The sequence below is a fragment of the Bradyrhizobium australiense genome, from assembly GCF_013114825.1.
GTDB lineage: Bacteria > Pseudomonadota > Alphaproteobacteria > Rhizobiales > Xanthobacteraceae > Bradyrhizobium > Bradyrhizobium australiense.
The window spans coordinates 340,274-352,085 of sequence record NZ_JAAVLX010000003.1; the positions used below are offsets into that span (position 1 = coordinate 340,274).

The window sequence follows — 11,812 nt, forward strand, 5'->3', positions numbered from 1 at the left end:
GAGCAGAATGAAGAGGGTCATTATCGCTACAGGCTTGCTCGCCGCGTCGAGCTTGATGGCGCAAGCCGCAACGCTCGATACGGTCAAGCAGCGCGGCATGCTGGTGTGCGGCGTCAGCGCCGGCTTCGCCGGGTTCTCCACGCCGGACTCGCAGGGCAATTACAAGGGGCTCGACGTGGACTACTGCCGCGCCTTGGCCGCCGGCGTGCTCGGCGATGCGAGCAAGGTGCGCTATGTCGCGCTCACGGCGCAGAACCGCTTCACTGCTTTGCAGTCGGGCGAGATCGACGTGCTCTATCGCAATTCGACCCAGACCTATCTGCGCGGCGTGACGCTGGGGCTGCGGCAGGGGCCGGTCAATTTCTACGACGGCCAGGGGTTTGTCGTAAGAGCCGACGCCGGCGTGAAGGACCTAAAGAGCCTCAACGGCGCCACCGTCTGCGTCGCGCAGGGCACGACCCATGAGGTAACGCTCGGCGACTACGGCCGTGCCAACGGCATCGAATGGAAGCCGCTGGTGTTCGACCGTACCGATACCATGTACCAGACGTTCTTCGGCGGGCGCTGCGATGCCATGACCCAGGACGCGTCCGCGCTTGCCGGCGCAGTCACCACCGCGGCTTCCAATCCGGCCGATTACACCGTGCTGCCGCAGACCATCAGCAAGGAGCCGCTCGGGCCGTTCACCCGCAACGGCGACGACGTCTGGACCGATATCATCGCCTGGCTGCACTACGGCCTGATCGAGGCGGAAGAGCTTGGCGTCACCGCAGCCAACGCCGATGACATGACGAAATCCGGCGTTCCGGCGGTCCAGCGGCTGCTCGGCACCTCGGGCGATCTCGGATCGCGGCTTGGCCTCGACAACAAATGGATGCTGCAGGCGATCAAAGCGGGCGGCAATTACGGTGAGATCTTTGAGCGCAATGTCGGCAAGGCGAGTCCGCTGAAGCTCGACCGTGGCCTCAATGCGACCTGGAGCAAGGGCGGCCTGATGTACGCTCTGCCGTTCAAGTAGTGAGAAGTGGCGGCGCGGCGGGTTGACACCCTCCGCGGCGCGGCCAGACTGAGCGGCATGCGCATTACCCTGATCCACGCCCTGAAACACTCGATCGTGCCGATCGAAGCCTCCTTCGCCAGGCTGTGGCCGGAGGCGCGCCTGATGAACCTGCTCGACGACAGCCTGTCGGCCGATCTGGCGCGCGATGGCGGCCTCACGGATGCGATGACCGATCGTTTCCTCGCGCTTGGCCGCTACGCCGCCGGCACCGGATCGGATGCAATCCTGTTCACCTGCTCGGCGTTCGGCTCCTGCATCGAAGCGGTCGCGCGCGCCCACGCCCCGATGCCGGTGCTCAAGCCGAACGAGGCGATGATCGAGCAGGCTGCCGCGCGCGGCCGCAGGATCGGACTGTTGTCGACGTTCCCGCCGACGCTCGCCTCGATGCCACCGGAGTTTCCGTCACAGGTTGAGCTGGTGCCGAAACTGGCGGAAGGCGCCATGGCCGCCCTCGACCGCGGCGACCGGGCGACGCATGACCGCCTGGTGGTCGAGGCATCCAGAAGCCTGCGCGAGTGCGACCTGATCGCGCTGGCGCAATACAGCATGGCTCCGACGGCGGACGAGGTCGCCGAAGCGACCGGGCGGCCGGTGCTCACCACGCCGGACAGCGCGGTGCTGAAGCTGAAGAAATTGCTAACACGCCCGTAAATTGGGTTGGCGATGTCAGGCTTGCGCGGCCGCTTCGAGGGCAGCGCCGGCCTTCTTTGAACGTGTCTTGCGTTAAACGTGCCATGCGCGGCCTGTTCGAGGCACGCCTCGCGGCGCTCGTCTGCTACTGCTTTGGTAAAACAGCCCAATATTCTCGTTTGTTTCTGTTGGGGTTCGAGTTGTCGCTCGTGGAAAACAGGATGCCCAGGTCTTTCCAATGCGAATATCGGCCGCCACCGACATATTCGACGTCGTAATGGATGCTGCGGCCGGGTCCTAACGGCTTCTTGTCCTCGTATAATATCACCGGCGATCGTTGTGCTGTTGCCTGATCGTCTTCGAAGGCGCTGAGAGCCGGCATCTGCGTGGCAAAAGCAAAGCCTTCGATATGGTCGAATTTGCCTAACCGCACGACAATTGATCCTGGTGCGGCCGCGGGCCGAGCGTCGATCCACAGAGCGACAGGGACATAAATTGCGTAGACTGCCGCCGCAGCGCACAATACGAAACGCGTTTCCTTGTCCTTCACCTGGCTATTGCCTTCGTTCGAATGCGCCAATCGCCAGGCGCGAAGGTCTGCAACGAGCAGACGAGGTCAGGTTTCTTTCTTTGTTACCGGCTTTATCGGTACTTGCTCGGCATCCCGCTTCACAGCCCTTGCGTAGCTGTCGGCGGCGTTCTCCGCAGAGTTTTGCAGCCGCTTCGCGGTGGCTGCCGCATGTAGCATGGTGCTTTTTGCGATCAGCTTGAACCGCGCCTTGGCCTCCTTGTCCTTTGCCTTGGCGGCTCGGGCCATGTACTGGCCGTGCCGCTTTCTCGCGGCGGCCATCAGGCTCTTGTTCTGCGTTTTTGCGATTTGCCGGATGACGACGTCGAGATCGGCTTCAGCCATTATGAGTCACTCTTGCCGCACCATGCCACCCGTCAGGTGCTGATCCACTGGCGCATTACGGTTAATGAAGGAACAGGCAGCATTGTGTCGCCCTGGCGTGCTGATTTCAAGCGCCATTTGGCAGCCGCGCGGCGTGACGCTTGGCTCCCCTTGGCGCTGCCGCGCAAAGCCGGGCGCCATGTCGGAAAGGGTCCGCCGATAACCGTCGGTTAACGTTGTATTGCTACGCATTCGCAACCAACGGGAAAGACAAGCGGATGCGTAACCTCTCCGTCTATCAGCGGTTTGCGATGGTCATTGCGGCGCTCACGATCGTGCTCGTGGCCGTCTCCGCGTTGCAGATCCTGGTGCTGCGCGATGCGGTCCTGGCCGAGCGGCGCACCACGGTTCGCGATCTTGTCGAGGCCGCGACGAAGGTACTTGCCCACCATGAGGGCGAGGCCAAGGCCGGCAAGATCGAACCGGATAAGGCGCGCCAGATGGCCTTTGCTTCGATCAGCGCCATGCGCTGGGGCGAATACTCGGACTATATCGGCGTGTACGGCACGGGAAGCGCCGACGCCGGCGTCACCTACGTGCACGCCAATCCGAAATACATCAACGTCAACCGCTGGGAGTTCAAGGACAAGAGCGGCAAGCTGTTGATCCAGGACATCGTGCGGACCGCGCGCGCCGGCGGCGGCTTTGTCGAATATCTCGCGCCCCGCTCGGCCGGTGGCGCCGAACTCCGCAAGGTCTCCTATGTCGGGTCCTTTGGCGCCGGCGACAAGCTTCTCGCGATCCAGGCCGGCGCCTATGTCGACGATATCGACGCGGTCGTCTTCAATCGGATGATCTGGGCCGGGACCGCCGGACTGGCCGGGCTGGCAATTGCGGCCTTCGTGGCATTCTGGCTCGGCCGGGGCCTTGTCGTTCCGCTCAACAAGACCTGCTCGGCCATGGACCAACTGGCCAAGGGCAATCTTGCGGCCGAGATTCCGTTCGTCGACCGGACCAACGAGATCGGCCGGATTGCGCGAAGCCTGCAGGTCTTCAAGGATCATCTGGTCGAAACCACGCGGCTACGCACCGAACAGGAAACGATGAAGGCGCGTTCCGCCGAGGAGCGGCAAGCGGTTCTGTCTCGCATCGCCGACGAATTCGAGCGCAGCATCGGCGGGGTGATCCGGGGCACCGCCAGCGCCGCCGACGAGCTGCAGAATTCTGCTTCGTCGATGTCCACGATTGCGGTGGGAACGACGGATCAGAGCGCGAAGGTCGCGGCCGCCGCCGAGCAGACGGCGTCGAACGTCCAGACTGTTGCGGCCTCGGCGGAGGAGCTGTCATCCTCGATCCAGGAGATCGCGCGGCAGGTCACCCAATCTTCGTCAATTGCCCAGAATGCGGTCGGCCAGGCCAACCGAACCGAGGCCATGGTCGGCCGCCTGGTCGAGGCCTCGCAGAAGATCGGCGAGGTTATGGCGCTGATCCAGACCATCGCGGGCCAGACGAATTTGCTGGCCTTGAACGCGACCATCGAGGCTGCCCGGGCCGGCGAGGCCGGCAGAGGATTCGCCGTCGTGGCCAACGAGGTCAAGGCGCTGTCGTCGCAGACTGCCAAGGCTACCGACGAAATCACCAGCCAGATCCAGGAAATTCGCGATGCAACCGGCTCGACGGTCAACGCGATCCGCGAGATCGGCACGACGATCGGGCAGATGAACGAAATCACCGGCTCCATTGCTGCCGCCGTCGAAGAGCAGGGCGCTGCCACCAACGAGATTGCCCGCAGCGTGCAGCAGGCGGCGCAAGGCGCCCAAGAGGTGATGCAAAACATCACGGGCGTGCGCGAGGCGTCGAGCAAGGTCGACGCTGCCGCGAGCCTCGTCCTTAATGCCGCCGGTCAGCTCACGTCGCAATCCGAGCAGCTCAAAACTGAAACCGGCAAATTCCTCGGCAATATCCGCGCGGCGTGATGGTCCAGCACAAAATTCATCGTCATGCCCGGCCTTGTTGCCGGGCATCCACGGCTTCACATTTTCAGCAGAAAAGAACGTGGATGGCCGGGACAAGCCCGGCCATGACGGACAACATAGCAATCCAGGCGTTCAATTCAGCCGCGCGCCGATACCCGTAAGCACGCGATAATCGGGCTTGGACTGAATGCCGTTGTGCTGGTTGATGACCGGCACGCCGACCGAGACGAAGCCCGAGAAGCGATCGAAGCCGACGCGCACGCCGGGCGAGAGATAGACGGTGGTGCCGCCCGAATTGGGGTCCGGAATCCCGGCGATGCGTTGCTTGTCGTGCCACTCGCCATTGAGCTCGAGAACGAGGTCGAGCGTGTAGGGCGTCTTCATCATGTCGCTGTGGTCGTGATTGGCATGATAGAGACAATGCTCCTGTAGCTGGTTTCGCGGCTGCATGCAGTACTCGTGCAGCTCCACCTCTTTCGCCGAGCCGGTGGCGCCGACCAGGCGATATGACACGGCGGTGCCGAACAGGAAGCGGTCGCCCAGATTGGTGTTCTGGGTGCCCGTGCTGATCAGGTAATAGAGGCCGCTCACGTCGAACGACCAGCGGCCCGAGCGCTTGGTGAAGGCGGCGCCGAACAGGCCGTCCCACGAACCCGAGCCCGGCTGAAATTCGGCCTCGAACAGTTGGCCGGCGGCGTCGCGCCGGTCGGTGCTGCCGGTCGGCGCCTTGAAGCCGAACAGCACGGCGGCCGACGTGCCGCTCTGGGCGTTGTTGTGGAAACGATATTGCCCGAGCATGGTGACGTCGCCGAAGCCTGCCGAATTGCCGCGCCGGTTGACGCCGTCGGAGCTCATCAGGCCGCTCATGTCGCTCGCATTCATCATGCCCATATGGCCGCCGCTCAGCATGTCCTCCCCGGGCTCACGGATGTCCGAGCGGCGGACGCCGGCAGCGCGAACGGCAACGGTCAGGTCGTTGGTGATGCCGTAGGCGACCGAAAGCGAGACGCTGTCGATCGAGCGGATCGAATGCGCGTGCGTGCCCCGGCTTGCCGCGGCGAGCAGGTCGGCATCGCTGAGCTGGCCCAGTCTGATGAACTCGTAGCGGATCGATGCGGCGATCAGTCCTTCGGAAAGCGTGTCGGCCGAGATGGTGTTGATAGGCCCGCCGCTGCCGGTATTGCCTCCGCCGCCGGGATGATGTGCCTCGGCGGGAGCCGCGAGAAAAAGCATCATGGATGAAAAGAAGCCGGCCGCAGGCCGTCTAAGATCCGCACACACATACGCCCCCTGTACTTACTGTTTGGCGATTAGCCATTGCAATCGGGCGCGAGATTGACTGGATCGTGGGAGAAGCGCGGCTTGCTCGCGACGGAAGCGAAGCGGAAAGGCGAACACGTCATCGCGGGCGCGGCATCTGCATGGCTGTCGCGTGTTGGACGAAGGGCGAAAACGGCGCGGGCCGCTTGCCGGTTGTATATTCGATTTCTTTCGCGTTGCAACGCAGCGGCCGCAATCACGTCCGGCGCCAGCCGCAATCACGGCGAGCACCAGCCGTAATCGCGTCTGAATGCTTCTCTACATGCCTTGTCTGTCCAGCGCGCATCGGAGTAGGACAATTATGACAACCGTCGTCAGAGATATCTTTGTGTTTGTCACAGCGACCATTTTTGTCGCCGCGAGTTTGCTCATTGCGAGCGGCGCCGGCGCGCACGAGTACAAGGTCGGCGCGCTCGACATCGGTCATCCCTGGTCGCGGCCGACCCCGAAGGACGCCAACATCGCAGGCGGCTATCTCACCATCACCAACAAGGGAAAGACCGCGGATCGCCTGATCGGAGGCACGTCGCCCGCGGCGAGCCAGATCGAGGTGCACGAGGTGGTCGATGTGGACGGTATGGCGAAGACGCGCCCGCTGGCGAACGGTCTCGAGATCAAGCCCGGCAAGACCGTGGAGCTCAAGCCCGGCGCCTATCGCATCCTGCTGATGGGCCTCAAGGAGCCATTCCTGGTTGGCCAGAAGGTCAAGGGCACGCTGGTGTTCGAGAAGGCCGGACCTGTCGACATCATTTACAACGTCGAGGAAAACGCCGGAGCCGCCGTCAGCGGCGTCAATGGTGTCGCGCACAAGCACCATTAGGGTGTGGCTTCATATTCGGTCGGGTGAGACGTCACGGGTACGTCCCCTCCTTGACTGCCGAACATGCGCGCAAGAGATCGCGCGACATCCGCGAAGCTGCGGGCTTCGCCGACTGTCCTCCCACTGGGCTAGCGGCGAGGCTGGCTGAACCGTCATCGCCATGAGCGATGGCCGCAGTCTAACTCATTATTTTCAGATCGAGCGAATGTCAGGCATCACCGCCACCACGCCACGTCCATCGCAAGGAGCGCGGGCACGATCAGCGTCCGTCGCCGCGGTCTTGTCTGTGTCGCTTCTCGGCCTCGGGCTGGCTTACCTTGCCTGCACCCTGCTGATTCCGGCACTCGGGCGCGAGGGCGGCGATGCGTTCGTTGTTTCTGCCGACGATCGTCTGCAGGGGATTATCTGTTCGAGTGGCATTTCTTCGGCCTCGCCGCAACAGCGCGCATGGGCGACGAGTGATGCGGTCGAGCTTACGGACGCCGACGCACCCCTCCCGTCCCTTGAGCGCCCGCCGTCAACCGTCCGGAAACCACGCGCGCTCTCTTCCAGTCCCGCTAACTAATCGAAAATCGTTCTGCCGCAAGTTCGTGGCCGGGGAAAGGAATGGGGAGATCCGAACATGAACGGCCTGGCCATCATGGAAAACGTTCGCCGATACCGCACAATCGCGTCATTGTGCCGCCAAACCGCAGCGTTCCGGCCGCTTCATAGCGGTTCTCTGCTGGCGCAAGCAAGGGAATGGGAGCATCGCGCCGTCGCGGAGCTGGAGGCCTATTTTGAAGCCTTCTGTCAGGCGGCTTCCGGCCATACGCCAACCCACGCCGCACGCTGTGCCGTGAACTGACGGCGGGCGCGCCCAAAAAGGGGGCGCCGCAAGGCCCGGGCTATACATCAGATCGCGGCCGCTATCAGTCCGACCCGCATATCCCTGGCGATATAGACGCAGGTGTCGTCGGCAAAGACACGGCCGTTCGCAATTGCAACAGCCAGTTTGCCGCGCCGGACGTGGCGCATACTGACATCGTACCGCACGCGCTTGACGTCTGGCTTGATGTCGCCTCGCAATTTCACCTCGCCGACGCCGACCGCGCGGCCTTTGCCCGGCGAGCCCGACCAGCCGAGCCAGTAGCCGATGATCTGCCACATGGCGTCCAGACCGAGGCACCCCGGCATCACCGGATCGCCCCGAAAATGACAGTCAAAAAACCAGAGGTCCGGCGCGATATCGAGCTCGACGATGACATGGCCCTTGCCGAATTCGCCGCCGTCAATGCTGATCTCGATAATCCGGTCCATCATCAGCATCCGCGGACCCGGGAGCTGCGCATTGCCCGGGCCGAAATAGCCGCCTTCGCTCGACTTGAGCAGATCCTCCCTTGTGTAGGACGATTGCGGAGCGTGAAAGTCGCGCGGGTCGGACACGGCCATGTCACCTCTGACGATATTTGCCGAGCGGCTGCTGAACGTTCACGGCCGCCGTTTCGGCGCCGGAGCCGTGCGCCAGGCGCAGGGCGCCGGCCATAAAGGTCCAGATTTCATCCGTGAGTTTGCCGGGATTGGGTCGCTGTTTGCTCGTTAACGCGCCAATCAGGGCCTGGCGAACTCCGCCGATCATGAGCGCAATGGTGAGATGAGGATTGATGGGATCGGGAACGATGCCGTCGCGCTGGGCTGCCTGCAGCATCAGCGCGCCGGCGGCAAGCTGCCGTTTGGTGAAGGCGGTCTCGACATCCAGGACTTCGGGCGCGCGGCTCAACGCCCCGATGACGAGCGGCGCGAACGGATGGTTGTAGTAGAAGGCGACATAGGCGGCTATTCGCCTCTTTTCTCTCCGCCCAGCCTTCCGCATGCGACTTGAACCCTTCGAACGCCACCTCGTCGAGCCGGCTGTAGAAGGCTTCGACGACGGCGGCGATCAGGCCGGCTTTCGATCCGAAGCGGTGATAGGCCAGTCCCACCGAAACCTGCGCCCGTTTCGCCACCGCCTGCATTTCCAGATGCCCATGGCTGCGGATCAGCTCCTTTTCGGCCGCCCGGAGCAATCTCTCGCGTGTTCCGATCGTGGTCGTCATCCAGAAGTCCAGTCTTTGAATTGAATTCAATTCAACTTCGGTTTTCCAGGCTCGGCTCAAGTCCGATGAGCGATCTGCGACTAGCTGCGATTCTTCACCACTAGGTTTGCCCTCGAAGCGCGGTGTCGTATCGGGAGATCAGGCAATCGGCGAGCCAGGCCGGGCCGGAGCGAAAATGGTTCGCTTCACTGCAGCGAGAGCATTCCGACAAGCGCGGCGAGACCAAAACCTCCCATCACAGCGAGGGTCAGGATTATGCCGATGGCTCGGCCGACGCCCCAATCGGAGCGCATCAAGGTCGCGAAATGTATCAATCGGCTCGCAAGCAGTACAACACCGCCGCCCCAGAGCAACCACTGCGCCGCGCCGGCCAGCTCGGCGGCAGCCATGGCGAGCAGGCCCATCGGTACGGTCTCGGTGAAATTTCCGTGCGCCCGCATGCGACGCATGAGCGTCTTGTCACCTCCATCAAGGAACGGAATGCGGGTCTGGAAGCGGCGGTATCCGACCATGCCGGTGATCGGAAGCTGCATCACCGCGAAGATGCCGATAAAAAAGGGTGTAACGGTCAACGTCATGGATCGTCCCTCGGCTGGGCCCGGGTTGCGAGCATTACACGATCTTCATTCCTTCCGGAGGCTTCAGCTCGCCCGTCGTCTGATAAAACCAGATCGTGTATCCATACGGGTCCATTACCTTGAATGTACTGTCGCCCCACCATTGGTGATGTTCACTCTCTTCTTCTGCAGTTGCCGGAAATACACTTCGACGTCGCTGACTTCGAGGTAGATCTCGACCAGCCGTTGTGACTGATCGGCCAGGAGCGCTGGTGCCCGCGCGAACATGATGCGCGCCCCGTCCTTGACGACCGTGACGAAATCGAATTCGCCGTCCTTGCCGACCACGCCCATCACGTGATCGAAGCCGAGCTTCTCCACGTAGAAGTTGCGCTCCGTATCGACCGACTCGACCGTGATGATGGGCATGACGGCTCCTGGCGCGATCTTTTTCATAGCACTCTCTCCTCTCCGATGACGTTGCCTTGCAGTCATTCTGATACTGCCGCGCGCGTTTCAACTACTGATGGTAGTAGATAACTCTCCATGCGCATCCCGGACTCAGAGCTTCTTGAGGAGATCGGCCTGACGCTCTATGAGCGCAAAGCCATTGCCGCGCTTATGGTTCTGGGCGTTGCCGACGCCGCCAGCATCTGCCGGCAAGGCGCCATACCGACGTCGAAAATCTACCGCGCCATGGAGAAGCTGGCTCAGCTTGGACTGGCGCAGGTTCAGCCGACCCGACCGAAGATGTATGCGGCACTTCCTGTCGGCACGGTCGTCGACCGGGCGGTCGCACTTGTTCGCGAGCGTGCCGATCGCTTCTCAGCCGCCGGTGAGGAGCTTCGGCGGTTCCTCACGGCATTGACGGGATCGGTGCGCGGCAGGCACCCGTTCGTAGATCTCGCCTTGGGCGCCGAAAGTCATGTTAAACGGCACCTGGTCCAACTTGCGGACGCGAATAGCCGAATCCTCTCCTACATGGAATCCGGCGATCTGGCCGCCATCGAGCAGGCTATCGATGCCGGCTTTCCCATTCTCCGGCGGATTGCGCGCAATGCGGGCGAGCGGATGGTGCGACATCAGGTGTTGTTTGGGTTCTCGTATCGAACCGCACCGCAATTGCTCGCATTTCTGAAAAGGCATCGTGCCGATATCCGCAATCTCACCGGAATACGTTACTCGGGTGAGGTCGGCCATCCCTTTCATGTCGTCGACGAGCGCATCGTCATCCTGCCGCTCGACCATCCTTTCATCCCAGAGGGTCGTTTCGCCTCATTGCTGATCCGCGACGAAGAATTGGCGAAAAACCTGGCCAGTGGTTTCGAGAAGCTCTGGCGCAAGGCGATGCGAAGCCTCCAAGAGGTCAACGCCGATCCCAGGCAGAGCTAGATGCGCTGCGTGACTGCCTCCAGCGCAAAAAAGCCGGGTTTTGGCGTGCCGGTTTTGTACCGAAGTGGCGCACCCGACACGATTCGAACGTGTGACCTTTGCCTTCGGAGGGCAACGCTCTATCCAGCTGAGCTACGGGTGCAACAGGGCTTCATTTAGCCGATTGGCCGGGCAGGGGCAACGGCCCGACGGGAATCGTTTTGGAGTGTTGCGTTAGGTACCTGCGCCGTCCCCGAAACGTTGCCGGTAGGCGCGAATATAGGCCTGCTCCGCCGGTTTGAGATGCCGCCTTGTCAGCATGATCAACTCATCGCGGCGCGAATGCCGCAGCGCCTCGATCATGGCAATGTGGTCCTGGCGCGCCTCATTCAGCGCGCCCGGGTTGGCGTAAGCGTAGGAGCGGATACCGGAGACCTTTTGCGCCAGATTTTCGATGGTCTCGATCAGGCAAGCGTTGCCGCATAGTCCGAACAGGGCGCGGTGGAATTGCACATTGCTGTGGAACACCGCCAAGAGGTCGCCGGCGTCCACGGCCTTGCTGTGCTCGCGCTGCACGGCTTCCAGTCGGACGATGTCCGCAGGCGCCACTGGAAACGGCAGAATCCGCACCGCCATCACCTCGAGTTCCTCGCGAACATTATAGATATCGCTCACCTCACGCGGCTTCAGATCGCGCACGATCGCGCCGCGGTTCGGAATGCGCTCGACGATGCCGCGCTTTTCGAGCTCGAACAGCGCCAACCGGATGTCGCCGCGATGGGTATCGAAGGCCACGCACAGATCCTGCTCGACCAAGCGCTCGCGTGGATGGCGCCTGCCGAGCACGACGTCTTCCTCGAGTTTTCTGGCGATCACATGCGCCACCGGCTCGCGCTCATGGGTCGCGGCCGGGGGTAAGGCAGTCCCGGAAGTTTTCGCAACGTCGCCGCGCGGGGGCGGTCTTTTGGAGGGTTTGGCTGTGGCCATGGCGCCAATCTGCCACCGACGGAAATAGTATACAATCTAAAATACGATCTTGTTAACAGAGCGGCTTCGGTCATAATGACCGTGCTGCTGCCTGTCAGGGCAACGGCGACAACCAGTCCGCAGA

Annotated in this window: 14 protein-coding genes, 1 tRNA gene and 1 pseudogene; 6 read left to right on the forward strand and 10 right to left on the reverse strand. The window is 62.4% G+C overall.

Features of this window, described 5'->3' with window-relative positions; all coding sequences use genetic code 11:
• Positions 1 to 7 precede the first annotated feature (7 nt).
• Positions 8 to 1,018 carry an amino acid ABC transporter substrate-binding protein gene (locus HCN58_RS08730; protein WP_171578956.1) on the forward strand — a complete coding sequence of 337 codons (1,011 nt, stop codon included), beginning with the start codon at positions 8 to 10 and terminating at the stop codon, positions 1,016 to 1,018.
• Positions 1,019 to 1,075: 57 nt separating this feature from the next.
• A complete protein-coding gene (locus HCN58_RS08735; protein WP_171578957.1) occupies positions 1,076 to 1,711 on the forward strand; it encodes an aspartate/glutamate racemase family protein in 636 nt (211 codons plus the stop codon).
• Positions 1,712 to 1,835: 124 nt separating this feature from the next.
• Here the strand turns inward: HCN58_RS08735 and HCN58_RS08740 are convergent, their stop codons facing one another.
• Complete coding sequence (locus HCN58_RS08740) at positions 1,836 to 2,240, reverse strand: hypothetical protein (protein ID WP_171578958.1); 405 nt, start codon at positions 2,238 to 2,240, stop codon at positions 1,836 to 1,838.
• A gap of 66 nt (positions 2,241 to 2,306) precedes the next feature.
• Positions 2,307 to 2,603, reverse strand: coding sequence for a hypothetical protein (locus HCN58_RS08745; protein ID WP_171578959.1), 297 nt, complete (start codon positions 2,601 to 2,603; stop codon positions 2,307 to 2,309).
• Positions 2,604 to 2,860: 257 nt separating this feature from the next.
• On the opposite strand from HCN58_RS08745, the gene HCN58_RS08750 reads away from it, so the two are divergent.
• Positions 2,861 to 4,558, forward strand: a complete 1,698-nt coding sequence (locus HCN58_RS08750) for a methyl-accepting chemotaxis protein (RefSeq protein WP_171578960.1) — start codon at positions 2,861 to 2,863, stop codon at positions 4,556 to 4,558.
• 132 nt (positions 4,559 to 4,690) lie between these two features.
• Here HCN58_RS08750 and HCN58_RS08755 read toward each other — a convergent pair whose 3' ends face one another.
• A complete protein-coding gene (locus HCN58_RS08755) occupies positions 4,691 to 5,794 on the reverse strand; it encodes a transporter (RefSeq protein ID WP_171578962.1) in 1,104 nt (367 codons plus the stop codon).
• 385 nt (positions 5,795 to 6,179) lie between these two features.
• On the opposite strand from HCN58_RS08755, the gene HCN58_RS08760 reads away from it, so the two are divergent.
• Together HCN58_RS08760 and HCN58_RS08765 are read left to right on the forward strand one after the other, a co-directional pair.
• Entirely contained in the window at positions 6,180 to 6,698 is a 519-nt protein-coding gene (locus tag HCN58_RS08760) for a copper chaperone PCu(A)C (RefSeq protein WP_235983494.1), read from the forward strand.
• A 622-nt stretch (positions 6,699 to 7,320) separates the two neighbouring features.
• A complete protein-coding gene (locus HCN58_RS08765; RefSeq protein ID WP_171578964.1) occupies positions 7,321 to 7,545 on the forward strand; it encodes a hypothetical protein in 225 nt (74 codons plus the stop codon).
• 47 nt (positions 7,546 to 7,592) lie between these two features.
• On the opposite strand, the gene fabA is transcribed toward HCN58_RS08765, so the two are convergent.
• The 5 genes and pseudogenes from fabA to HCN58_RS08785 form a co-directional block, all read right to left on the reverse strand.
• Complete coding sequence (gene fabA / locus HCN58_RS08770; protein WP_171579523.1) at positions 7,593 to 8,123, reverse strand: bifunctional 3-hydroxydecanoyl-ACP dehydratase/trans-2-decenoyl-ACP isomerase; 531 nt, start codon at positions 8,121 to 8,123, stop codon at positions 7,593 to 7,595.
• 7 nt (positions 8,124 to 8,130) lie between these two features.
• Positions 8,131 to 8,550, reverse strand: a complete 420-nt coding sequence (locus tag HCN58_RS35600; protein WP_235983495.1) for a hypothetical protein — start codon at positions 8,548 to 8,550, stop codon at positions 8,131 to 8,133.
• A 115-nt stretch (positions 8,551 to 8,665) separates the two neighbouring features.
• Positions 8,666 to 8,773 (reverse strand): annotated as a pseudogene (locus tag HCN58_RS37385) (hypothetical protein); the annotation flags it as partial.
• Positions 8,774 to 8,958: 185 nt separating this feature from the next.
• A complete protein-coding gene (locus HCN58_RS08780) occupies positions 8,959 to 9,351 on the reverse strand; it encodes an MAPEG family protein (RefSeq protein ID WP_171578967.1) in 393 nt (130 codons plus the stop codon).
• Between the two features lie 114 nt (positions 9,352 to 9,465).
• Entirely contained in the window at positions 9,466 to 9,786 is a 321-nt protein-coding gene (locus HCN58_RS08785; RefSeq protein WP_171578969.1) for a VOC family protein, read from the reverse strand.
• A gap of 90 nt (positions 9,787 to 9,876) precedes the next feature.
• Between HCN58_RS08785 and HCN58_RS08790 the strand changes: the two genes are divergently transcribed.
• Positions 9,877 to 10,722 (forward strand): TrmB family transcriptional regulator, encoded by an 846-nt coding sequence (locus tag HCN58_RS08790; RefSeq protein ID WP_171578971.1) that lies wholly within the window; start codon positions 9,877 to 9,879, stop codon positions 10,720 to 10,722.
• A 65-nt stretch (positions 10,723 to 10,787) separates the two neighbouring features.
• Here the strand turns inward: HCN58_RS08790 and HCN58_RS08795 are convergent.
• A tRNA-Arg gene (locus HCN58_RS08795) sits at positions 10,788 to 10,864 on the reverse strand.
• A 71-nt stretch (positions 10,865 to 10,935) separates the two neighbouring features.
• Positions 10,936 to 11,688, reverse strand: coding sequence for a GntR family transcriptional regulator (locus HCN58_RS08800; protein ID WP_171578972.1), 753 nt, complete (start codon positions 11,686 to 11,688; stop codon positions 10,936 to 10,938).
• Between the last annotated feature and the right edge of the window lie 124 nt (positions 11,689 to 11,812).